We start from the raw sequence: 23,677 nt of genomic DNA on the forward strand, positions 1-23,677 counted from the left end.
TTCGTTGGTAATTATTGTTTCACTTGAGACATAACTTCTTCGTAGAAGTTGTCTTCTTTTTTCTCCAAACCTTCGCCCAGTTCAAAACGAACAAAACGACGCAGGGAAATATTTTCGCCAATGGTGCTGATTTTTTCGTTGATGATTGTGGAGATTGTTTTGTCTGGATCTTTAATGAAAGATTGCTCCAACAGGCAGAACTCTTCATAGAATTTACCAATGCGGCCCTCAACCATTTTCTCAACGATTTTTTCTGGTTTGCCTTCGTTCAAAGCTTGTGCTTTCAGGATTTCTTTTTCTTTTTCGATCTCTTCCTGTGGCACTTCTTCGCGACGAACATAACGAGGGTTTGATGCAGCGATATGCATAGCGATGTCACGCACAAATTCTCTGAACTGGTCTGTTTTAGCTACGAAGTCTGTTTCGCAGTTTACTTCTACCAGTACGCCGATACGGCCGCCAGCATGGATGTAGGATTCAACAACGCCTTCAGTAGCAATACGGCCTGCTTTGTTCGCTGCAGCTGCAAGTCCTTTTTCACGCAGCACTTCAACTGCTTTTGTCAAATCACCGTTTGCTTCTTCAAGCGCTTTTTTACAATCCAGCATTCCTGCGCCTGTTTTTTCACGAAGTTCTTTTACCGCGCTAGCATTAACTGCCATATTATTTCCCTCCAAATTTGATTTTCAGTGGTGTACACAAGCTTTATTCCTTAAAAAAAGGGTAGTGAGAGGTTATACACCTGCCAACCACCCTTTTCATTTAATTCTTATAGGATTTCCGTAAGGAAATATTATGCTGTAGTTTCTTCGCCTTGGTTTGCTTCCATAACTGCATCAGCCATTTTACCTGTCAGCAATTTAACAGCGCGGATAGCGTCGTCATTACCTGGGATAACATAGTCAATTTCGTCTGGATCGCAGTTTGTATCAACGATACCCACGATTGGGATACCCAATTTGCGAGCTTCAGCAACAGCGATGCGTTCTTTGCGTGGATCAATGATGAACAGAGCGCTTGGAAGGCCCTTCATGTTTTTGATACCGCCCAAGAATTTTTCAAGACGATCTTTCTCTTTACGGAGAATGATAACTTCTTTTTTAGGAAGTACAGCGAATGTACCGTCTTCTTCCCAAGCTTCCAATTGTTTCAAACGATCAATACGTTTTTGAATGGTTTGGAAGTTAGTCAGCGTACCTCCCAACCAACGTTGGTTGATATAGAATTGACCAGCGCGAGCTGCCTCTTCTTTAACAGAATCTTGTGCTTGTTTCTTCGTGCCTACGAACAGAATTGTACCATTCTCAGCTGCAATACTTTTTACGAAGTTGTAAGCTTCCTCAACCTTTTTCACTGTCTTTTGCAAGTCAATGATGTAAATACCGTTTCTTTCAGTGAAGATATAACGATCCATTTTCGGGTTCCAGCGACGTGTTTGGTGACCAAAGTGAACCCCAGCTTCCAAAAGCTGTTTCATGGAGATTACTGCCATCTTCACACACCTCCTAAGTTTGGTTTTTTGTGTGTCCTCCGCCGACATCATTTCTTGCAAAGACTTTCTATTTGGAAAGCACCCTTTACAAAATTAATCGACGTGCGTTTTTAACACCGTTATTTAATATACCATAACACCCGAAGCGTTGCAACCAACTTTTCGACAATAGCAAGATAAGCGCGAAAGGTGACTGATTATTCCCGCCTGTAGAGCTTTCTAGAGAAAAATAAAAGCCGCCCACTTTCCCGATCACGGTCAGTTGGACGGCTTCTTTGTAATTTTAGTAATAATAGAACCAAAATCCTCACCCTTGGCAAACTCATAGGTACCGGTACGTATTTTGGTATTGATTTTTTGAGCCTTAGCCTCAGCCTCAAACGCACTGGCATCCGATACGATGCCTGCCTTCTGCAAACCAGATGCCACACTCCTCAGATTGCTTCCCGATACAATGCTATATTGCACTTGCGGAGTGGATGGCTGTTTAGGGGTGTCTGGAGTAGTCGTAGCACTCGAACCTTTAGTTTGCGGCTTATCCGAACTTTGGAGTGCGGACGTGCTTGCTGAAGGCTTAGAAGTAGCCGAAGGCGTTCTGCTGGCAGGTGTCTTTGGTGTCGACGGAATTTGCGCCGCTTCTGCCTTTTTGGGGGCAACCGGTGTTTTATTGCCTTCCTTGATCACCTTGTTACGCCATTCCTTTTCTGTCATCTTCGGATCAGAACTCTCACTAATTTGAAGATTCAGTCCGGCTGCCGCCTCCTCCAATTGCTCACGAGTCATGTTTTTCGGGTCCGCTGAAGACGGCTGCGATTGACCCTGACCGATCATCGCCAATTGCAGCAGTAGTGCGCCTGTAATAAGTCCGGTGCCCATGCCCAGCATAAATGAACGATTTTTGATCACGTCAGGTCCTCCCTTTCCGCCAATTGTAATATGAGCTGTACCTCGCCCCGTTGGATGCCTGATTGCTTAGCAATGTAATCCACCGATTTGCCCTGCTCATACAGCTCGAACAGTTCCTGATAACGCTCACGGATAGATTCCTGCTGAGCTACAGGCTCAGCCTCTTGCAACGGGGTCTGGTCTTCCACAGCTACAATAGAGTTGTCAGACTGCTCTGCTTGTATGGGAATAACAGTCTGCGTATTGCGGAACTGGCCATAAGCTGCCACCGCCTGATGTGGGGTACCTGTATGTAGTAGTACCTCAGATCCAGGCACTGTCTGTGTAGATGCTGAAGCAATCGCAGCCTGGCGTTCAAGCTCCACAATTCGGTTCCGAAGCTCAGCCACTTGCTCTTGCAATGAGGCCTGTTTAACTGCATGTTCCTGCTTTATGCCGGATACAAGCTCTATCAGCTCATCATTGCCGTTTTCAATATCGGCCATATATTGCTCCAAGGTGGCCTCGACCTTTTGAACGACGGCCTCTTCTGTTCCCTTGCCTGGCTGCCGCTTCGGCAGCAGCCAGGCGTAGACAACAGCTGCGGCGCCCAGCAGAACAATATATATCCATGGTTGATCCACTGCCCATCGTCTCCTTTTATAACGCTTCTCCACCTGTCGGATCAGAGCGAAAAATCTATATGATGTCCCTTGTATGGATGCTCTGCAGGATGCTCCTTGGGCAGTATATTCTCACCGGACCGAGATCGGCTCTGACTGGAAGTATCACTGCCCTGCCCTCCATTTTCCCTCTCACCAACGAATGTTTCCGCAGATTCATCCACCGAACTGCTTCTCTGGCGAATCTTTTCCGTCTCCTGCTCGGACTTTTGCCCTAACAACGCTTGCTCATTCATCGGACGTTGCTGGTATTCGCTTTGATACTTACCCGCTTCACTGGTACGAGGTACGGCGATTTGTAATTCAACAGCTTTCAGGCTCATTGGACCACACCCTTTCCGATTGGGCATCCGTATCTGTTTTCCGAGGAATAAGGAAACTCGTTATCCCTGTGCCAGATTACACGGAGGAGGACATACTGATATCACCCTCATGATAATAAAACGCCATTCTTTCCACTGAATCTTTAATAAATTTTGTATATCTGCCGATAACTATTTTAGAGCCGCCGTAAATAACGTTTTTGACTTCTACCCGTGCGCGGCTAGTATCTTCCAAGGTTCGTTCGATCTCAAGCATTCTTGATTTGGTTTCCAGAAGTTCGTTGTCATTTGATTTTTTAGTAGATGTCAGCTTGATTCGCATCGCCATTCTTTCAGGGGCAAGCTGTCCAGCAGCAGCAAGCTGGTCCAATATGGTGAGGGCCTTATTGGTCTTATCCTGGCTGTCTGTCTGTTGCTTCAAACGTGCCCGGAGTTCAGTCAACTCATCGCGCAGCTCTGGCAGTACACCTACTTCGATTATAGTGGCTGTGGACATCGTATTACCGATCGTACGTGCCACTACCTTTTCACCAGCTTGTACACTACCACCTACGATGAGTCCTTTAGCCCCTCCGCAAAGTACATTCTTACTGGCTTTGATCTGGGAATGCATAATGCTTTGGGAAACAAGTATATCGGCCCCCGCAATCACATTACCATCCTGTATGAAAGAACATTTCACATTTTGTGCAGCTTTCACATACCCCTTATGGTATCCGATAATACCACCACTGATGTCAACCGAACCTTCCGCATCCAATTCAGCACCTTCCACACCGCCAATGACACGAATGTCGCCAGCCGCCCGAATACGAAAACCTGTCAGGACATTACCACGAATGACGACGGTTCCAACAAAATCAATGTTGCCGACGCTATAATCCACATCCCCGTTCACTTCATATACGGGAAACACATTGAGCTTACCCTTTTCAGTCGTAGTCACCAGTCCGTCGATAGCTGCGTACATTGCAACGCCTTCTGGATGAACAACTACGTTTTTCCCTACTTTAAAACGTGCCTCTTTGCCTGGAAGATAAGGAATTCCCTCTCCCGTGACGGCAATACCAGGTACACCCGGCAATGGATCAATCCGCTCGGCAATCAATTGTCCACGCTTTACATTTTTTAAACGGGTTAATTCTTTATAGTCCACTCGTCCATCCGAGGTTTCAAGCGGCTTACGTGCATCTTCACCAGTCACAACTTCAGCCAAATTAATTTTTCCATCCGTACCATGAATCGGCGGTGTTCCCTCAGCAATCAGCAATTTGGTGAAGAAATAATCTTCCGATCTTGCCACAAACGTATGAATCTCATCAGTAATCAAACCATGACTTATTTTTTGGTTACTCAGGAACCGCTCCAATTCTTCCACAGAACACGAAAAGCCTTCTTCACGTTTGGCAAACTCCAAATAAGCGCTAAGTTTATCGGGTGAGACGACCACTTTTAAATACTGGTCCAAAGCATATTGCTTCTCCACAGGGGTGCTCCTTCCGTCTAACTATTACTGTAACCTCCCGTATGTTTAATCTTTACGCATTAGCAGATCCCGCTGTTTGTCCAGTGTCGCCCTCAGCCGCAATATGGCTTTGGAATGTAGTTGTGAAATACGCGAAGGGGAAAGCGACATGACCTCAGCAATTTCACTGAGAGACAAATCCTCGTAATACAATAAAGAAACAACGATACGTTCTTTTTCAGTCAATTTGTCAATGCCTTGTGCAAGGGCATCACGAAGTGTAAATTCATTGACCTTGTGATCCGGATTTTTCGCCTTTTCATCCACTAAAAGGGAAAGTCGTGTCTCCGATTCTTCTTCGCGGATCGGGTCCTCCAGTGAAACGATCGACATAACAGCGACCTCCTGGATCATATTTTGAAACTCTTTTTCGGAGACGTCCAAATAATGGCTCATCTCTTCGTCACTTACTGTGCGTAAGTATCTCTGCTCTAGATGCTGGTAAGCATCCTCAATTTTTTTCGCTTTTTCCCTGACCGAACGTGGAACCCAATCTCCTTGGCGAAGACCATCCAAAATCGCTCCTCGAACGCGCCAGGAAGCATACGTCTCAAACTGCAAACCACGTTCATAGTCAAACTTTTCAAGAGCATCAATCAAGCCCATGACACCGTTACTGGCCAGGTCATCCTTAGATACATTTTTAGGCAAACCTACTGCAAGGCGTCCCGACACATATTCCACAATATGCAGGTACTTCTCAATTAGCTGCTTTTTTGCTTCCTTGTCACCGTGTTCTTTCCATTGCTCCCACAGTTCGGAATGGTTTAAATGAGCGGCTTTTCGCTCGTTCATCGGCTTCACCCTCCTTGTTTGTCTGTCAGGTGACGAACGGCCTTGGCCAATTCTTCAGAGTCCTTGTTTGAAACCAGCTTAGGCGGGTTTAAAGGCGCAAAATCGGTGTTTTTCCCGTCCGTCTGCTCTGGTTTCGGCTTCAACAATTCATTCAGGTTTTCATCTTCGTCTGGTGTCGTCAGGTCCAGTTTCCCCCCCACGCCATCCACCTGAGAGCTTGCCCGGCTTTGGGCATTACCCAGATCTGGCCGCGCTACGACACCCAGTGTCCAGCGCAGCACAAATGCAAGCAGGAACCAAAAAACGAAAGCGACCAAGCCACGAATTAAGCTCGTGGTCAGCAGATTGCTGCCAGTGGACAACACAAAAGTCAGAATAAATCCGACTACTCCAGACCAAAGATTAATGCGTAAGCTGCCAAATAACATGATTATAATTCCTTTACACCTTTTTGTACGCTTCGAATATTCAAAACGCCAGTTTCACAGTCCAGCTCAATCGTTCGGCCATAACTACCACCTGTATCCTCCGCAAGCAGAGGAATACCGAGATCTACGAGCATTTCCTTGCATGACTCCACATTGCGCGGACCAATTCGCATGGTGTCCCCGCTGCCGGCAAAGGCAAACATTTGCGCTCCCCCTGCCATTTTGGCAACCAGTCTGCGGCGTTCGGCTCCCAATTTCAGCATCCGCTCAAATAGTTCCGGCAACGCGGTATCCGCATATTTGGCGATGTTAAGCTGCCCTTCACGTGCAATGTCTGAGGATGGTAGCATTACATGTGCCATACCAGCCAGTTTTAAATGAGGATCGTAGAGGGTCAATCCGACGCAGGAACCAAGTCCTGTCGTACGAATCGAGTTTGGATTGCTGGTTACGTTCAAGTCTGCCATGCCCACTTTGATGATGCTTTTATCCTCAATCATCGTTCATCGGGACTCCTAACGACCTGAATATTTTACCAAACGATTCCGGATCCGGAATCAGGAAAAATTGACCCTCAATCTGATTCTGCCCCTCCAGAAACGATGTGTCAATCAACAGGGCTGCATCCCCCATCTGACCAAACTGCAACAAACCGTAGCTGAGAATGGCCCCAGCCATATCCAAAGCTAGTGCGGGAACCGTCGGATACATGGACAACCGGGTGAAATCAGCCAACGAGGACAAGTATGAACCCGCTAAAATATTTCCGATTTCAGACAGAGCCGAATGCTCCATTTCGTTAAAGCTGTCCTCATCATCCGAGGGAATATTCGCCAGCCGGGAAAGCAGACTTTTTGCTGCATGAGGTTGCAATATAAAAAAGAGATTGCCTGGAGCTTCGCCCTCGACTCTGAAAAATATCGCAACGACAAGTTGCTCATTCCCGCCAACCTTTTCGGCAATCTCCTCAAAAGGCAGCATCTGTACTTTAGGTACGCCCATATCAACGGGTTTATTCAGAAGTCGGGAGAGTGCTGTAGCAGCGTTCCCGGAACCAATGTTACCGACTTCCTTCAAAACATCCAACTTGAAATCTTCGAGATTCTCAAGATTTTCCATAAATTAATCCTCTAAGCCTTCCAGTTGGTTCATTTCACTCCGATTCAGCACCTCAGACAAATTCAGCATGATGAGCAAGCGCTCTTCACCGATTTTAGCGACTCCACGCAAATATTTAGCCTTGACTCCGCCAACGACCTCCGGTGGTGTCTCAATGTTGTCGGTATTCAGGTCAATTACGTCGTTCGCCGAATCAACGATAAAGCCGACTTGCATCTCACCCACTGCAACGATGATAATTCGGGTTTGATCAGTATACTCCGCCTCAGACAATCCAAAACGACCACGTAAATCAATAACGGGAATGACCACACCTCTCATATTGAATACGCCTTTGACAAAATCGTATGTTCTTGGAACACGTGTAATCGGCACCATGCGCTCAATGGATTGGACTTTTTCTACTTCGACACCGTATTCCTCTTCACCAAGTTTAAATACGATAACTTTAATTTCTTCTCCCATGTCTAAAAACCCTCCTTATGGATGTCAGCAATTTCACATTTCTTTCATTTTTAATGAAGACATTATTTAATGAAAACATTAGGGTCAATGATCAAAGCAACCTGACCGTCACCCAGAATCGTGGCGCCTGAAATTCCTTGGATGTTCGGAAGGTATTTGCCAAGGTTTTTAAGGACAATTTCACTTTGTCCCAAAAAATCCTGAACAGAAAGTGCTGCCAGACGGTCACCCTTGCGGATAACAACAACCTCTGTCTCTTCTTCTTCATCCTCATTGAAGTCTGGCACTTCAAACAGCTGACTCAAGGAGATAAGCGGAATATGGGATTCGCGGAAAGCGATCATTTTGTTGCCGTGTACAGAACGGATCTGTGTCCGTTTGACGATCGCAGTCTCCACAATAGAAGACAACGGAATCGCATATTTTTCGGAACCGATCTGTATCATCATGGCCGCAATAATGGATAGTGTCAGTGGCAACTGCACAGAAAAATTAGTTCCTTTTCCCAGGACAGAATGAATCGTAACGTTACCACCAAGGGAAGTGATTTTAGATTTAACTACATCGAGTCCAACGCCGCGTCCTGAAACGTCCGAAATGACCTCAGCTGTACTGAATCCCGGAGCGAAAAGTACTTGATGGGCCTCTTCATCGCTCATTGCAGCTGCTTGTTCCTCAGTCATAATCCCTTTGGAAATGGCACTTTTCAGTACCTTCTCACGATTAATGCCGCTTCCATCGTCTTCAATCTCAATGAAAACGTTATTGCCACTGTGGAAAGCACGTAAATGAACTGTTCCTGTCTCCGGTTTGCCTGCCGCAATACGGGTCGCTACTGGCTCAATGCCGTGATCCACAGAGTTGCGCAGTAAATGCACTAGCGGATCACCGATTTCGTCGATAACGGTACGGTCCATTTCAGTGTCCGCGCCAGTAACGACCAAATCCAACTTTTTATCCAGCGATTTGGCTAGATCACGCACCATACGCGGGAAACGATTGAAAACCGTGTCCACGGGTACCATCCGCAATTTAAGCACAACATTTTGCAGGTCACTGCTTACGCGGCTCATATGTTCTACCGTTTCAGTCAGCGCCGGATTAGAAGCCTCACTCGCCAGCTGCTCCAACCGTACACGGTCAATAAGCAATTCACTGAACAAATTCATCAATACGTCCAAACGTTCAATGTCTACACGAATCGTACGGTTGTGCGTAGGTGCTGCAGGCTTGGCTACTTGAGCTTTACCATCAGCTGGCTTCGCACCGGAGGCCGCAGTTGGAGACTGCGGCTGGGATGCAGCGGACTGTTGTTGTACAGCTACCGGGGCTTCCTGCACCGCAGCAGTCTCTGCCAGCCCAGCCTTGACTTCGCTCATTTGCTTAAGCGATTCCTGATCCAGCTGTACAACGGAGACAGATTCGATTTCGGAAATACCAGCAATTTCCTTCTCCAGCTCTCCTACCTCTTTCTGCGTTATGTAATATAACGAGAAATTTTGTTCGAATTTCTCCTGCTCAATATCCTGTACAGACGGATAAGCTTTTACGATTTCACCGGAGTTCTCCAGCGTATTAAATACCATAAAGGCACGTGCAGCCTTCAACTGGCTTTCTGAGCTAATCGTTACCTGTATATAGTGAACCCGATGCCCTTCAGCAATAGATTGCTCCAGTACAGAATACTGGAACTGATCCAGCACAAGACCCGCGCTTTCACTATCCGCCGCTTTTTTCGGCGTAACCGCCTCAGTAACAGCATCTGTGCCAGTTTTTTGGAAATCGCCACGCACGATGGATTGCAGTGAAGCTACAATAGAGGATACATCCGCTTTTCCATCGCCACCCTCTGTAATGTTCTGTACCATGGACTCCAACGCATCCAACCCTTTAAAAAAGGTATCGAATATAAATTCCTGCATCGCAAGCTTGTTGTTACGTACTAGATCAAGAACGTTTTCCATTTGGTGAGTGAGCGATGCCAGGTCTTCAAAACCCATTGTAGCAGCCATTCCTTTGAGGGTATGGGCAGACCGGAAAATCACCTGAACGATGCCCAGATCGGTAGGACTACTTTCCAGTTGAAGCATTTTTTCGTTAAGAGATTGCAGATGATCATTCGACTCATCAATAAACATGTTTAAATATTGGTTCATGTCCATTGTGAGACACCTCCTCCATGAGTTACACTCCGATTATTTCACAACTTGTACAAGCTTGGGGGCGATCTCCTGCATCGGCAGAAGGTGGCGCACACATTTTAACTCTACAGCCGAGCGGGGCATTCCGTACACTACGCAAGTTTCCTCATTTTCAGCAAATGTGGACTGTACCCCTGCATCATAAAGCTTTTTCATCATTTTAGCCCCGTCGCTTCCCATGCCAGTCAGCAACACCAGATGCCGTTCCAGAGTGGTTAACGGGAGTAACGATTCGAACATCGTGTCAACAGAAGGCCGGTGACCGTTACGAGCTTCTTCCGTCTTCAGTGATACGGTGTATTTACCACTGGCTCCCGGCACAATTCTCAATTGATATCCTCCCGGAGCAATATAAGCTGTTCCAGTCTCCAACGTCATCCCCTGCTCAGCTTCAACCACCCGGAGCGGACTCAACGTATTCAGACGCTGTGCCAGCGAACGGGTAAAGTTTGGCGGCATATGCTGCACGATGACAATCGGAGCGGGAAAATTCCCCGGAATGTGTTCCAGCAACGTCTTGAGCGCACGCGGCCCACCCGTAGAACATCCGACTGCCACCAGCTTGCGAAAGTTGGGCGAATACACTCCTCCTTTTTTAAGAGAGAACCCCTTAGGCACTGCTGGAACTATTGGCGCCGTCACTGGGGGCGTAGCAGCCATAGAAGCAACTGGAGCCGAAGGAACCGGCGTAGTAGACACCGTTTTTCGAGGCTCCGGCTTGATTAGCCCTCCCTTATCCGTGGCGTGCAACAATTTGGCTGCAGCCGTATCGGAAATATTTAGTAGCCCTGGCGTACGTTCAGCTGCCTTAGGTGGCTCCTCCTTCTTCTGCGTAACAGGTGCTTGCGCCGTCTTCCGTGGCTGGGCGACCGGCTTACTTAAACGGCTGTCAGACACAGAACTGCCCGTCTGTGGCCGTTTCTGTTCAGGCTTGGCTGCCGGAAGAGACTTTCCAGTATCCCTCTTCGACGGAACCGGTGCAGCATTTGCAGAAGCAATCGGTGAAATAAGAGCCTTACCTTCCGCTCCCTTGTCAGCCACAGCTTTTCCTTCTGGAATCTGCTCCAGCGCCGCTTTTCGTTCGTTAGCTTCCTTGCGCTCCAATCGGCTGCGGACTGCTTGCATAGCGGTGTGCATCTGCTCCAATAGCGCCTTGCCCACCTGCTGGATATCCTGAGCATGAGAGATGGAGGGCTTCCGTATAAAATCGAAAGCTCCTGCTTCCAGAGCCATAATGGTCTCCTTCATACCTTGTTCATTAATACCAGAGAGCATAATGACCGGAAGCGGATGGGCCGCCATAATCAGAGGGAGCGCTTCAAGGCCATTCATTTCAGGCATCTCGACATCCATTGTGACCAGGTCAGGCTGTAGCTCCTTCACTTTCTCTACTGCCTCTTTGCCGTTGGCGGCTGTACCTGCGATGTCGAACGAATCATCCCTTACAATTAAATCTGAAACAATTTTGCGCATAAAGGCCGAATCATCCACAACCAGCACCCGGTAAGCACACATGTTAAACACCTCTGTTTTCTTTCATCAAAATCATTGCGCCGAACGCCGCAACCATTTTTGCATAAACCCTTTGATTCCACTTAAAGCACCTGAATGTGGAGCCTGTGGCATCGCTGCAAAGCGATGCGCCAGATTCAACACATCTCTGGATGCCTTACATCCCGGATAAGCAATTGAAAAAGGCACCTGCCTTTTGACTGCCTGCATGACATGATTGTCATCACTGATATGTCCCAGCAACGGAATGTCGATCTCCAAAAATCGTCGGGCAACTAGCGCTATCTTATCAGCAACTTGACGGGCCTCATTATCGTTATCGGCACGATTGACTATAATTTTGAATACTGTATCCTTTTGCAATCCACTGACGACTTTGATCAGCGCATAAGCATCCGTTAAAGACGTCGGCTCTGGCGTAGTTACGACCATACATTCGTCAGCGGATGTGATAAATTTAAGATTTTCTTTAGATAACCCCGCACCGGTGTCAAACAAAACATAATCCATATCTGAGGCAATTTTCTCCACCTCATCGGCAAAATAGTTCAAATCGTCATCGGATAAAGTAAACAGCTCGCTCAAGCCCGATCCTCCAGCAATATAAGGTAAGCCTCCAACGCCCGTTTGAACAATTTCGGCCATTGATTTTTCACGTTTTAACAGGTGAAGAAGATTGTATCTTGAATTGGCACCCATCAACACATCAATATTGGCCATACCGATATCTGCATCAAATACGAGTACCTTTCGGCCAAGTGATTGCAAGGCCAAAGCAAAATTAAGGGTGAAATTAGATTTGCCCACACCACCCTTACCACTGGTGACTGTCACTATTTTGGCATGACGATTACGTGCAGGCAGTCGATACTTATCTAGGGCTGAAGCCATTTGCCTAAGAGATTGGGCTTGATCACTCATACAGAATCCTCAGTATCTCCTGACGATTCTGTGGTTCCGAACAGGAGGTTTGTCACCATTTCTGTATCTGGATGCAGTAGATCGTCAGGTACATTTTGACCGTTCGTAATATAGGCCAGTTGCATAGGAAACTGGTGCAACAGATTAAACATACCACCACAACTACCTGTCTCATCCATTTTGGTAAATACAACCTTACCAAGGCCAAACTTACTGAAATGTCCGGTTATGTTGAGCATATCCTTGCTTTTGGACGTTAGGCTAAGCACTAGATACGTCTCACTTTCCTTAATAGGTGAAAGCAGACTTTGCAATTCCGAAACGAGTAGCTCATTACGGTAATTTCGTCCTGCAGTATCCATCAGGATCAAGTCACAATGCTCCAGACGCTGAATAGCTCTGTGAACATCTCCGGGAGATTGCACGACTTCAAGCGGAACATTCAAAATCGTAGCGTATGTACGCAACTGTTCGACAGCCGAGATACGGTACGTGTCAGAGGTAATAAATCCGACTTTGCGTTGATGCTTAAACAGCTGTTCTGCCGCCAGCTTGGCAATAGTCGTCGTTTTTCCCACTCCGGTTGGACCTGCCACATACACAATTTTGGTATCTTTTGAGATGCCCTTGTCCAGCCTTTCCCGAATGAAACCGGCCACTTCTGCACGAAGAGCATGTTCCCAATCAAAGGATTCAGGATCAGACGGATGCTCACTTCGGCGCTCATATACCCGTTCAAGCCAATGCTCCAGCAAATCGCGTTCCACTTCCTGCTCCAGCATACGCTCACAAATCTTTTGTAACGGTTCCGGCCAAGTATTTTCCATCACAGAATTGCGGGAAATTCGAGTCATCATAGCTTTCATTTCCCGTAATTCATGAAGCAGGGCTTGATTTTCCTCTGCCCCTATCTTGTCTGGAAGGCTTGCCTCTGAAGGTAGCTTAAACAATTTGTTGGTAAAAACTTCTTTTTCTGTTTCCACATTATAACCAGCCTCGTATGAAGAACGCTCTATGCTTGAGGCAGCTTGTTCGGAGCCAGCCAGCAAATCAGCCAACCCCTCCTTGGAACTGTTCGTCATTTGCGTTACCCGTCGATAGGCTTCAGGTGCGGCTTGTCTGGGAACCACTGGTGACGATGGTACTTCCTGCTGCTCAGGAGCATTCATGGGTGGAAAAGCCTCAACCGACTGCTGCTGTGACGGTTGGACCCGTCGTGGTTTTTGAAGCTGCTGCTCCTCTACCGCAGCGACGACCTCGATTTTCTTTTTTCCGAACATACCCATGAATCCGCCGATCTTCATTTCCTTGGTGCTCAAAATGACGGCATCCGTTCCGAAATCACCTCTGATTTGCATCATGGCCTCCGGCATTGTATCCACTACATATCGTTTCACTCTCATAAGTTCACCACCCCGACACTTTGAATTTCAACGTTCGGCTCCAACTCACTGTACGACAGTACCGGGACATCCTGCATCGTCCGTTCCATCACTTGCCGCAAATACATACGAATCGTCGGTGATGTTAATACGATAGGCTGCTGCCCGGATTGAATGAGACGATTGATTTGCTCCATCATCCTTTGATACACCGTCTGCGTGGATACCGGATCAAGTGCCAGATAGCTGCCCTGCTCCGACTGTTGCACGCTTTCGGCAATTTTCTTCTCCAGCCCTGGCCCCACGGTAATGACACGTAGCGTCTCTCCCTGCTGGGCGAACTGTTGAGTAATCTGGCGAGATAACGCCTGGCGAACATATTCAGTCAGCACGTCCGGATCTTTTGTATAAGTGCCGTAATCAGCCAGCGTTTCGAAAATGGTCACCATATCGCGGATGGAGATTTTTTCTTTTAACAGCTTGGCTAGCACTTTTTGTACATCTCCAATCGCCAACACAGAAGGAATAAGATCGTCCACAAGCACCGGATAATTTTCCTTGAGATTGTCGACCAGCGACCGCGTTTCCTGTCTGCCAAGCAGCTCGTGGGCATGTTTCTTAATCGTTTCCGTCAAATGAGTAGCTACAACCGAAGGAGGGTCCACAACCGTGTAACCGGAAAGCTCCGCAACATCCTTGGTATTCTCATCAATCCAGAGCGCAGGCAATCCGAAGGCTGGTTCTGTCGTTTCGATGCCTGTAATGGAATCGTCGTCGTATCCCGGGCTCATTGCCAGATAATGGTTTAACAGCAATTCCCCGCCGCCTACCGTATTGCCTTTAATTTTGATTACATACTCGTTCGGCTTGAGCTGGATATTGTCCCGTATACGAATGACCGGCACAACCAAGCCCAGTTCCAGCGCACATTGACGACGGATCATAATAATCCGGTCTAGCAAATCCCCGCCCTGCTGCGTATCAGCCAGCGGAATCAGCCCGTATCCAAACTCGAATTCGATCGGATCGACCTGAAGTAAATTAATGACACTTTCCGGACTGCGCACCTCTTCAATCTGTTGCTCTTCTTCCAGCTGTTCATCAGCAATCTGCTTACGTTCCATATTGCCCTGCATTCTTCGGGCCGCCAAAAACAACAGAACAGCCAGTGGAAGGGTCGTAATGATATGAATAGGAGTAAACAAGCCCAACAAAGCAATCGTGGCAGCCACGATGTAAATTAGCTTTGGATATGAAAAGAGCTGCTCCGTCAAATCATCCGCTAAGTTTCCATCAGATGTAGCACGTGTAACGATCAGACCTGACGCTGTTGAAATGAGCAATGCGGGGATCTGGCTAACCAGTCCATCACCAATGGTCAAAACGGAGTAAGTCGACAGCGCCTCCTGAAACCCTTTACCCTGAACAGCCATACCGATAATAAAACCGCCGACCAGGTTGATAATCAAAATGATGATACTGGCAATGGCGTCACCTTTAACAAATTTGCTGGCACCATCCATTGCTCCATAAAAATCCGCTTCCCGCTCAATTTTACTACGCCGTTCACGGGCTTGCTGTTCGTTGATCAGACCTGCGTTCAGATCAGCATCAATACTCATTTGTTTACCCGGCATCGCGTCCAGTGTAAACCGTGCGCCTACCTCAGCAACCCGCTCGGAGCCCTTGGTGATCACGATAAACTGCACAACCACAAGAATCAGGAAGACAACAAAACCGACCGCAATTTGTCCACCTGCAATCCAACTACCGAACGTAGCCACTACTTCCCCGGCATGTCCCTCACCTAAAATGAGCTTGGTCGTCGAAATGTTAAGCGCCAGACGAAACAAAGTTGTGATGAGCAGCAATGAAGGAAAAATAGAGAACTGTAAAGCTTCCTTCGTGTTCATGGACACAAGTAGAATCATCAAAGCAATCGATATATTGATCACGAGCAAAATGTCGAGCAACCATGAAGGGATCGGTAGAATCATCATAAGAACGATGCCGATGACGCCTGCAAGGACGGTTATTTCTTTTATTTTCACGGGTCTCTTGGCCTCCGATCCCTTTATTTCACTTTACCTTTTAATTTATATACATACGCCAGCACTTCGGCAACAGCCTGGAACAGATCAGCTGGAATGGCATCCCCGATTTCGGCTCTTTGAAACAGCGCTCGTGCCAGCGGCTTGTTTTCCATCGTTATAACGCCGTTTTGCTTGGCAATTTCCTTAATTCGGAGCGCTACGTAATCTTGCCCTTTCGCAATAATCTGCGGCGCTTCCATCTCCGAACCATCATATTTCAAAGCCACAGCAAAGTGCGTAGGGTTAGTAATGATGACATCTGCATTGGGAACTTCCTGCATCATGCGCTGCATGGCCATACGACGCTGTCGTTCACGAATTTTCCCTTTGATCAGCGGGTCACCTTCCATTTTCTTGTATTCATCCTTAATGTCCTGTTTGGACATCTTCAGATTTTTCTCATGCTCATAGCGTTGATACATATAATCCAATACTGCTAAAACGAACAGCACCGCACCAATTTTGAGTCCCAGCTCCATTGTTAACGAAGCCGTAAAGCTCAACATTTGGTCACCGGACATTTCGGCCAGCTTGGGTAAGTCTGCTTTTGTTTTCCACAGCACGCCGTACACCAGATAACCGATCACGGTCATTTTTAAAACAGATTTGAGGAATTCGACCAGTGATCGCATGGAAAAAATATTTTTAAATCCTTTAATCGGGTTAATCTTGCTAAACTTGGGTGTAATCCCCTCTCCGGTTAACAGGAAACCGATCTGCATGTAATTCGCCACGATCCCGATGACAATGGCCCCAATAAAAATAGGAGCCAGCATAATCATGATTTGCACACCATACTCACCCATCATCAGCATTGTAGTGTTCGGCGTTACTTCCATTAATAAGCGATTTACAAAAACATCCCGAAACAAGCGAACCGCATGATCCTTGAAATACCCGCCAAAAATCATTAGGCAGAAAAACGTTACCAGCAGGACACCTGCTCCGGGCAACTCCGTACTTTTGGCAACCTGCCCCTTTTTCCTGGCATCCTGCTTCTTTTTGGGTGTGGCTTTTTCCGTTTTTTCCCCTGAGAACAACTGCAGGTTCATAGCATATTTAAATGACAAACTACGTTCCTCCAAACCAGATATTAAAGACGGTTGCCCATAATATCCAACAAGTTGCGCATGGATTCGAACATCACAGTAAACAATTTTTCGAAAATAAAAGCAAAACTCGGCATCAGAAGCAATAACATGAACAGTCCCACAATAATTTTAAGCGGCACACCAATTACAAAAATGTTAAACTGAGGAGCCGTTTTAGCCAAAAATCCGAGTCCCACATCCGTTAAAAAAGTAGCTACTACTATAGGAGCAGCAATTTGAAAAGCCAGCATAAAAGATTCAGCAAAGGAACGAATCAGAAATTCCGTCACACTGCCTCCATACAGCTTTACAAAAAAATTATTCGTCAGCGGCACCCAATCATAGCTGTATAAAATAGCGGTAATCAGGTGATGATGCCCATTTAAACTTAAAAAGAGCAACACGGCTATCGCAAACTTGAAATTTCCCGTTAAAGGCGACGAAGCTCCTGTCATCGGGTCAAACACACTGGCCATCCCGAAACCCACCTGAAGGTCAATAAAGGAACCTGCGGTTTGGATCGCTGTCATGAATAAATAAGCGGTAAAACCCAGCAACAACCCAATCAACACCTCGCGACCCACCAACAGCACATACGCTGCATCCGTCGGTACTTGCTGATGCATTCCATAAGTGAGGTACACAATCAATGCGAGAAATCCCGATATACCAACCTTAAAGATATTAGGTACTCCTCGGGTCGAAAAAATAGGTGCTACAACAAAAAACGAGGTAATCCGACAAAAAATCAGCAAAAAAACAGGAAAACTCTGTAACAACATGTCCATAACTTCAGCCTAACCTATATATTTGTACAAATTGTCCAGAATATTAAACGTAAAATCCACTAATGTCGTCAATATCCAAGGTCCGAACAAGAGCAATGCCAGTAATACGGCGACAATCTTCGGAACAAATGCCAAAGTCTGCTCCTGAATTTGGGTTGTCGCCTGAAAAATACTGATAATCAAACCGACGACCAGTCCCAAAATCAGCATCGGAGCACTAACTTTAAGCACTGTGTACACCGCTTGTCCGGCAAGGGAAATAATAAACTCCGAAGTCATTGCCGTCCTCCTTGATTGCTGTCCCTACGGGAAACATTCATGTGTTAAAGCTCAGAAGCAATGATTTGACGACCAGATACCAACCATCTACGAGCACAAACAGCAGTATTTTAAAAGGAAGCGAAATCATCACCGGCGGCAGCATCATCATCCCCATAGCCATGAGCGTACTCGCCACCACAATGTCAATAACCAAAAAAGGTATGAAGATCATGAAGCCCATCTGAAATGCTGTCTTTAACTCACTAATGGCATAAGCCGGAACCATCACCGTTAATGGAATATCCTGATAGTTTTTCGGTTTTTCCATCTTGGTGTATTTCATAAAGAGCAGTAGGTCCTTCTCCCGTGTATGAGAGAACATAAAGGTCTTGATGGGTACCGCAGCCTTGTCCAGCGCCTGCGACTGTGTCAAATTCCCCTTGAGATACGGCTGGAGGGCAGTTTCGTTCATAGCTGAGAACGTCGGCGCCATAATGAATAAGGTAAGAAACAGAGCCAGCCCGACAAGCACCTGATTAGGTGGCATCTGCTGAGTCCCCAGCGAGGTGCGAACAAAGCCCAGCACGATCACAATTCGCGTAAAGCTTGTCATAAGCACAAGCAACGCGGGCGCTACACTGATGACAGTAATAAGTAAAATAATAGACAGCGAGGTGGCACCGGGCTGTCCTTTATCCGAGTTGCCGACTTGAATATCAATGTTCGGAATCGGTTCCGCAGAGGCCGCCGTCACCGAAATGAAGCTGAACAAGACCAGCAGCAAACATGCAAGTATAATCTTTTTTCTCATGAATCTCCCGACCGATCTGTAGTATTCTCCTCATTGCGCAGCTTTTCGAGTTTATCCTTACGATTCGGCATCTGCCGAAGCTTGGATTCGAACATCTCGTGAAAAGACGTTTCCTCTTCAGGCTGCTGCTGTGCCGCGGTGTTCCGGCGAAGCTTATCCGCAATTTTAGCGAATAGCGGGGCAATCGGGCCGCGCTGCAGAGAAGCTTCCTGCTCCAGTGCGGCCAAAATTTGCTCCACTTCTTCAGGATCGGATACTTTGTCAACAAGCCGGATATCTTCTCCCACACCAATGAGGTACACACTGCTGCCAACTTCAACAAGCTGAAGGGATTTGTTAGGACCCAGCCCCACGCCTCCCAGTATGCGAACGGAGCGGTTGCTGAACCAGCTCTGATTTCTTTTACTCAAAAACCGTATCAAGTACACGATCAGTACGATGATAAAGATTAGCACGAAAAGGACCCAGGCAATGTTGCCTATATTGCTGGATGTACTCAATGCGTCAGAGGCACCCTGTTGTGTATCCATACCGAATGCGCCTTACACACCCAGTGTTTTGTTGATGGCTTCGATAACCCGATCCGATTGGAAAGGCTTAACAATAAAATCTTTTGCGCCTGCTTGGATAGCATCAATAACCATCGCTTGCTGACCCATAGCGGAACACATGATGACCTTTGCGTTCGCGTCAATTTTTTTGATTTCCTTCAGAGCGGCAATGCCGTCCATTTCGGGCATCGTAATATCCATCGTAATCAGGTCCGGACGAAGCTCCTTGAATTTTTCAATAGCCTGTGATCCATCCTGGGCCTCTCCTACTACTTCATATCCATTTTTGGACAGGATGTCCCGAATCATCATTCTCATAAATGCAGCATCGTCCACGATCAAAATACGGTTTGCCATCTGAAATAAATCCTCCCTAAATTATGCTATTATTGTAATTTTTGAATACGGTCCCATTGGCTTACAATATCCGTCACACGCACGCCGAAGTTCTCATCGATGACGACAACCTCGCCTTTGGCAATCAGTTTGTTGTTAACAAGAATGTCCACTGGCTCTCCAGCAAGCTTGTCCAGTTCAATAATTGAACCTTGTGAGAGCTCTAGAATATCTTTAATTTGCTTTTGGGTCCTTCCTAATTCTACGGTGACTCTAAGGGGAATGTCCATCAATAAATTTAAATTGTTTTCATCCACTTGCGCAAATGCACCGGACTGCAAGTTTGAGAATTGTACAGGCTGCACATTTACATTTCGTCCCGGTATCGAACCATAATGATGAGGCGCTCCATAAGGGGCCTGCGGTGGGACACCTCCAGCCATTCCATAACCTGGTGCTCCCTGCTGACCGTATCCAGGGTCTTGAGGGTACATAGGCGGTTGCTGTCCATAACCTGCATCCTGCGGCGTCTGTACAGGCATCTGTGCGGCTACAGGCGGCTGTTGATACGTTGGTGCGGGTTGCTGTTGCGGAATCTCGGTTTGTTGCGGCACTTCTGGAGCAGTCGTTGCAGCTACTTGCTGTGCCGACGCTTGCGGTTGCTCATCTTCCTCTCCGCCATTCATCAGAATGCTCACCATCTTTTTAGCAAAATGCACAGGCAACAATTGCATCAATGTAGAGTCAATCAGGTCACCGATCAACAAACGGAAGGATACTGTAATCAACGTCTGTTCGTCTGGCAGGCTGGATACTCCATCACCATGCATTGGATCCAAAATATCAATTCCAGGTGGAGAAATATTAACAAAACGGTTAAACATAGTAGACATTGAGGTTGCCGACGAGCCCATCATCTGGTTCATCGCTTCCTGCACAGCGCTGATATGAATTTCATTCAATTCTTCATCTACCGGATTTCCTTCACCGCCAAGCATCAAATCCGCTATGACCTGCGCATCACGCTTTTTGATCACGAGCGAGTTAATACCCTCAAATCCATCTACATAATTCACATGTACCGCAACGTGCGGCTTAGGAAAAGTTGTTTCGAATTCAGAACGGGTAATAATTGAAACTTTAGGGGTTGTAATATCAACCTTTTGACCGAGCAGTGTGGAAAGAGCTGTCGCTGCGCTGCCGAACGTAATATTACCGATCTCTCCGAGAGCATCCTGCTCCAGAGGAGTCAGAAAATCGTCAACGGTCTTGTTGGCGGGAGTAGAATCCGTGCCCGCTTCAGACTGTTTCAGCAGGGCATCAATTTCCTCCTGGGACAAATAGTCTTTACTCGTCAATTTCTTCAACTCCTTCGCTGACAATTTCATCAATCTGTACGGCAACACGATCTTTTACCATGCCGGGACTTCCAAAGAATTTCAGTTTTTCGCCCACCCGGATGGAGAGCCCTTCCTTGACGGGTTTGTTCAATGAAATGACGTCCCCCACCGAAAGGCCCAAAAACTCGGCCACATTTATTCGGGATTCACCTAGCTCGGCAATAATGGGAAGTTGCGCTTTTGTGACCCGTAATCTCAAGGCGTCAATCTCTTCAGGCGCCCTTGATTTCTTTTCGGATGTAAACCACTGGTGCGTGGACAGTCTAGCCATAATAGGCTCCAATACCACGTGCGGGATACAAAGGTTAATCATCCCTGTGGTATCACCAATTTTGGTACTAAGTGAGATTAGGGCAATCGTTTCATTTGGTGAAACAATCTGCATAAACTGCGGATTGGTTTCCATTGCCTCCAAACGCGGTTCAATGTCCAATACCGTTTTCCAAGCCTCTTGCAGGCTGTCAAAGGTACGACTAAAAATCCGCTCCATGATTGTCGTCTCAATTTCTGTCAACGCGTTAACCTTGGACGGCGCTGATCCGGTTCCTCCGAGAAGCCTATCCAGCATTGCAAAAGCTACGTTCGGGTGAACCTCAAGCACCATGCGTCCTTCCAGCGGCTCAGCTTCAAAAATGTTCAAAATGGTCATTTTTGGAATGGAGCGAATGAATTCATCATAAGGAAGCTGCTCCACCTGAACGACATTAATTTGGACAAACGTCCGGAGCTGTGCTGAAAAATAAGTGGTCAGATACCGCGCAAAATTTTCGTGTATCCGCGTCAAACTCCGAATATGATCCTTGGAAAACCGAAGCGCTCTTTTGAAGTCATAAGCGCGAACTTTCTTTTGGGTATCTTCTTTTTTAAGTTCTTCCGCATCCATTTCACCGGACGATAGAGCTGCTAAAAGGGCATCAATTTCCCCTTGCGACATTACATCCACCAATGTTATTCACCCCCTTACATGTTCTGACAAGTTCACCTGGAATCAAATGGCTGCCAGCAAAAAGTCTGTAATTTTGGCGTTCCCCAGGTGACCTTCAGGGAGCGACTTGTTGATGAGATCCGTCAGCTTGTCACTGAACTGGTCCCGGCCTCTAGCTGTTCTGAGCTCATCAGGCTTGGTGTCTGCAAGTAATTGAATAACGATTGGCTTGATACTGATGTCCTTGATTTTTTCAAAAGATTCCTTTGCTTTTACATCGTTTAATTGAAAGGAAAGGTTCATTTGGACAATATAATCAGCGTCTGCCAAATTTGTTTTGATACCGGTAATTTCAGAACTCACTTCCACTAATTCATCTGCTGACAGTCGGGGAAGCTGTTCTGTTTGAGCGGCTTGCGCATTTGGAGTGGCTTCCGACTTCTTCCCACTAAGCGCTGGTATAAGTACAAAGGCCGCACCTGCAATCAAAGTAATCGCGAGTAAAATTGTAATGAGCCATGGCAGCATCTTTTTCATTCGTCTTCCTCCATTTGTTGCACTTTTATCGTGGCGGCATGTATGCCGATTTCACGGCTGTAACCCTTGATCAAGGAGACGACATCTGCCGCTTTTTCCAGTACAATCAACCGTTTTCCCGTCACTAAAGTGACGTATGTATCCGGCGTTTCCTCCACAGTCTCAATGAGCAGAGCATTAAGCCACATAGGCGAGCCGTTCAGCCGCGTTAACGGAATCATCGTAACACCAACCTCCTGATAGGAGCGGGGAAGCCTTTACTTCCCCGCCTTTAGATGCGATTATCGTTTCAAGTTTACAACTTCCTGAAGCACTTCATCCGAGGTCGTAATGATACGCGAATTCGCCTGGAAGCCGCGCTGCGCTACGATCATTTCGGTAAATTCACCTGTCAAATCGACGTTGGACATTTCCAGCTGGCCCGCAATGATAGCACCCCGGCCCTCCGAATTGGCTACTCCAGGCTCAATTACATCAATATTGGAGTTAACGGTGGTACGGTACAAGCTACCGCCGATTTTCTCCAATCCTTCCGGGTTTGTGACTGTGGCAATACCAATTTTCGTGCCAGTGTCCACGGTGCCATCTTCCAATTGCTGTACAATCGTACCGTCCTGTGAGATAGAGAACGAAGTCACATTGTCATTCAGTATGATTGGATCTCCACCCTCGTTTCCTACGAAAAACCCATCTGAGGTAACCAAATTTCGGCTCGCATCCACGTGAAAATCACCCGCGCGAGTCAGATAAGGAACATCCTGTGCATCATTCATTTTGATCAGGAAAAATCCGTCACCGTTAATCCGCAAATCTGTCGGATTGTTCGTAGTCATGGCACTCCCTGGAAGATGAAGTGTATCTATCGAGCTGACCGATACCCCTAAACCGACCTGCTTAGCGTTTTGCCCCGCAGTAGTCGTTCCGTCCGGTGCACTTGCGCCCGAGCTCGTCTGGCTCAAAATATCCTTGAACATGACACGGCTGGACTTGAAGCCTGTTGTATTTACGTTTGCAATGTTGTTACCGATAACGTCCAGCTTTGTTTGAAAGCCCTTCATACCCGATACACCCGAATACATTGATCTCAACATTGAGTATAAATCCTCCTCTGAATGCTTGCTTGATTAACCGCATCAGTCGATCCGCGGCTTCT

Annotated in this window: 27 protein-coding genes; all 27 read right to left on the reverse strand. The window is 46.8% G+C overall.

The window, feature by feature from the left end:
* Window positions 1–11: 11 nt before the first annotated feature.
* A complete protein-coding gene (gene tsf, locus ACIFO6_RS09255) occupies window positions 12–662 on the reverse strand; it encodes a translation elongation factor Ts (RefSeq protein ID WP_430040215.1) in 651 nt (216 codons plus the stop codon).
* A 131-nt stretch (window positions 663–793) separates the two neighbouring features.
* Window positions 794–1,492 carry a 30S ribosomal protein S2 gene (gene rpsB / locus ACIFO6_RS09260; RefSeq protein ID WP_013309916.1) on the reverse strand — a complete coding sequence of 233 codons (699 nt, stop codon included), beginning with the start codon at window positions 1,490–1,492 and terminating at the stop codon, window positions 794–796.
* A gap of 258 nt (window positions 1,493–1,750) precedes the next feature.
* Window positions 1,751–2,398, reverse strand: a complete 648-nt coding sequence (locus ACIFO6_RS09265) for an endolytic transglycosylase MltG (RefSeq protein ID WP_430040216.1) — start codon at window positions 2,396–2,398, stop codon at window positions 1,751–1,753.
* The gene (locus ACIFO6_RS09270; protein ID WP_430040220.1) at window positions 2,395–3,021 is read right to left on the reverse strand and encodes a DUF6115 domain-containing protein; all 627 of its coding nucleotides are present in this window, start codon (window positions 3,019–3,021) and stop codon (window positions 2,395–2,397) included. Before ACIFO6_RS09270 ends, ACIFO6_RS09265 begins: the two co-directional genes overlap by 4 nt.
* Window positions 3,022–3,062: 41 nt before the next feature.
* The gene (locus ACIFO6_RS09275; protein WP_430040222.1) at window positions 3,063–3,383 is read right to left on the reverse strand and encodes a hypothetical protein; all 321 of its coding nucleotides are present in this window, start codon (window positions 3,381–3,383) and stop codon (window positions 3,063–3,065) included.
* Between the two features lie 76 nt (window positions 3,384–3,459).
* The gene (locus tag ACIFO6_RS09280) at window positions 3,460–4,869 is read right to left on the reverse strand and encodes a DUF342 domain-containing protein (RefSeq protein WP_430040224.1); all 1,410 of its coding nucleotides are present in this window, start codon (window positions 4,867–4,869) and stop codon (window positions 3,460–3,462) included.
* A gap of 45 nt (window positions 4,870–4,914) precedes the next feature.
* Window positions 4,915–5,703, reverse strand: coding sequence for a FliA/WhiG family RNA polymerase sigma factor (locus tag ACIFO6_RS09285; protein ID WP_013309911.1), 789 nt, complete (start codon window positions 5,701–5,703; stop codon window positions 4,915–4,917).
* Window positions 5,704–5,708: 5 nt separating this feature from the next.
* Entirely contained in the window at window positions 5,709–6,131 is a 423-nt protein-coding gene (locus tag ACIFO6_RS09290; protein WP_430040225.1) for a hypothetical protein, read from the reverse strand.
* Window positions 6,132–6,133: 2 nt separating this feature from the next.
* Window positions 6,134–6,631: a chemotaxis protein CheD gene (locus ACIFO6_RS09295; RefSeq protein WP_025684946.1), complete on the reverse strand. Its 498-nt coding sequence runs from the start codon at window positions 6,629–6,631 to the stop codon at window positions 6,134–6,136.
* Complete coding sequence (locus ACIFO6_RS09300) at window positions 6,624–7,250, reverse strand: chemotaxis protein CheC (protein ID WP_025684945.1); 627 nt, start codon at window positions 7,248–7,250, stop codon at window positions 6,624–6,626. Before ACIFO6_RS09300 ends, ACIFO6_RS09295 begins: the two co-directional genes overlap by 8 nt.
* Window positions 7,251–7,253: 3 nt before the next feature.
* On the reverse strand, window positions 7,254–7,715 hold the full coding sequence (locus ACIFO6_RS09305) for a chemotaxis protein CheW (protein ID WP_014281101.1): 462 nt from the start codon (window positions 7,713–7,715) through the stop codon (window positions 7,254–7,256).
* A gap of 62 nt (window positions 7,716–7,777) precedes the next feature.
* Complete coding sequence (locus ACIFO6_RS09310; protein WP_430040228.1) at window positions 7,778–9,877, reverse strand: chemotaxis protein CheW; 2,100 nt, start codon at window positions 9,875–9,877, stop codon at window positions 7,778–7,780.
* Between the two features lie 33 nt (window positions 9,878–9,910).
* Complete coding sequence (gene cheB / locus ACIFO6_RS09315) at window positions 9,911–11,431, reverse strand: chemotaxis-specific protein-glutamate methyltransferase CheB (RefSeq protein ID WP_430040230.1); 1,521 nt, start codon at window positions 11,429–11,431, stop codon at window positions 9,911–9,913.
* Between the two features lie 30 nt (window positions 11,432–11,461).
* Window positions 11,462–12,349, reverse strand: a complete 888-nt coding sequence (locus ACIFO6_RS09320; RefSeq protein WP_430040232.1) for a MinD/ParA family protein — start codon at window positions 12,347–12,349, stop codon at window positions 11,462–11,464.
* Window positions 12,346–13,752, reverse strand: coding sequence for a flagellar biosynthesis protein FlhF (gene flhF / locus ACIFO6_RS09325; protein ID WP_430040234.1), 1,407 nt, complete (start codon window positions 13,750–13,752; stop codon window positions 12,346–12,348). Before flhF ends, ACIFO6_RS09320 begins: the two co-directional genes overlap by 4 nt.
* On the reverse strand, window positions 13,749–15,782 hold the full coding sequence (gene flhA, locus ACIFO6_RS09330) for a flagellar biosynthesis protein FlhA (RefSeq protein ID WP_430040236.1): 2,034 nt from the start codon (window positions 15,780–15,782) through the stop codon (window positions 13,749–13,751). The genes flhF and flhA overlap by 4 nt, the downstream gene beginning before the upstream one ends.
* A 23-nt stretch (window positions 15,783–15,805) precedes the next feature.
* The gene (gene flhB / locus ACIFO6_RS09335; RefSeq protein ID WP_430040611.1) at window positions 15,806–16,918 is read right to left on the reverse strand and encodes a flagellar biosynthesis protein FlhB; all 1,113 of its coding nucleotides are present in this window, start codon (window positions 16,916–16,918) and stop codon (window positions 15,806–15,808) included.
* The gene (gene fliR, locus ACIFO6_RS09340; RefSeq protein WP_430040238.1) at window positions 16,918–17,703 is read right to left on the reverse strand and encodes a flagellar biosynthetic protein FliR; all 786 of its coding nucleotides are present in this window, start codon (window positions 17,701–17,703) and stop codon (window positions 16,918–16,920) included. The genes flhB and fliR overlap by 1 nt, the downstream gene beginning before the upstream one ends.
* A 9-nt stretch (window positions 17,704–17,712) precedes the next feature.
* Entirely contained in the window at window positions 17,713–17,982 is a 270-nt protein-coding gene (gene fliQ, locus ACIFO6_RS09345; RefSeq protein WP_014281093.1) for a flagellar biosynthesis protein FliQ, read from the reverse strand.
* 37 nt (window positions 17,983–18,019) lie between these two features.
* On the reverse strand, window positions 18,020–18,775 hold the full coding sequence (gene fliP / locus ACIFO6_RS09350; protein ID WP_430040241.1) for a flagellar type III secretion system pore protein FliP: 756 nt from the start codon (window positions 18,773–18,775) through the stop codon (window positions 18,020–18,022).
* Window positions 18,772–19,305: a flagellar biosynthetic protein FliO gene (locus tag ACIFO6_RS09355; RefSeq protein WP_014281091.1), complete on the reverse strand. Its 534-nt coding sequence runs from the start codon at window positions 19,303–19,305 to the stop codon at window positions 18,772–18,774. The genes fliP and ACIFO6_RS09355 overlap by 4 nt, the downstream gene beginning before the upstream one ends.
* A 12-nt stretch (window positions 19,306–19,317) precedes the next feature.
* Complete coding sequence (locus ACIFO6_RS09360) at window positions 19,318–19,683, reverse strand: response regulator (RefSeq protein ID WP_014281090.1); 366 nt, start codon at window positions 19,681–19,683, stop codon at window positions 19,318–19,320.
* A 29-nt stretch (window positions 19,684–19,712) separates the two neighbouring features.
* Window positions 19,713–21,020 carry a flagellar motor switch phosphatase FliY gene (fliY, locus tag ACIFO6_RS09365; RefSeq protein ID WP_430040244.1) on the reverse strand — a complete coding sequence of 436 codons (1,308 nt, stop codon included), beginning with the start codon at window positions 21,018–21,020 and terminating at the stop codon, window positions 19,713–19,715.
* Window positions 21,010–22,008: a flagellar motor switch protein FliM gene (fliM, locus tag ACIFO6_RS09370; protein ID WP_192510529.1), complete on the reverse strand. Its 999-nt coding sequence runs from the start codon at window positions 22,006–22,008 to the stop codon at window positions 21,010–21,012. Before fliM ends, fliY begins: the two co-directional genes overlap by 11 nt.
* Before the next feature lie 42 nt (window positions 22,009–22,050).
* The gene (locus ACIFO6_RS09375; RefSeq protein ID WP_430040246.1) at window positions 22,051–22,524 is read right to left on the reverse strand and encodes a flagellar basal body-associated FliL family protein; all 474 of its coding nucleotides are present in this window, start codon (window positions 22,522–22,524) and stop codon (window positions 22,051–22,053) included.
* Window positions 22,521–22,745, reverse strand: a complete 225-nt coding sequence (locus tag ACIFO6_RS09380) for a flagellar FlbD family protein (protein ID WP_014281086.1) — start codon at window positions 22,743–22,745, stop codon at window positions 22,521–22,523. Before ACIFO6_RS09380 ends, ACIFO6_RS09375 begins: the two co-directional genes overlap by 4 nt.
* Before the next feature lie 60 nt (window positions 22,746–22,805).
* Window positions 22,806–23,615 (reverse strand): flagellar basal-body rod protein FlgF, encoded by an 810-nt coding sequence (flgF, locus tag ACIFO6_RS09385; RefSeq protein ID WP_430040248.1) that lies wholly within the window; start codon window positions 23,613–23,615, stop codon window positions 22,806–22,808.
* Between the last annotated feature and the right edge of the window lie 62 nt (window positions 23,616–23,677).

This window comes from Paenibacillus sp. NRS-1781, assembly GCF_050467745.1.
GTDB classification, from domain to species: Bacteria; Bacillota; Bacilli; order Paenibacillales; family Paenibacillaceae; genus Paenibacillus; species Paenibacillus terrae_A.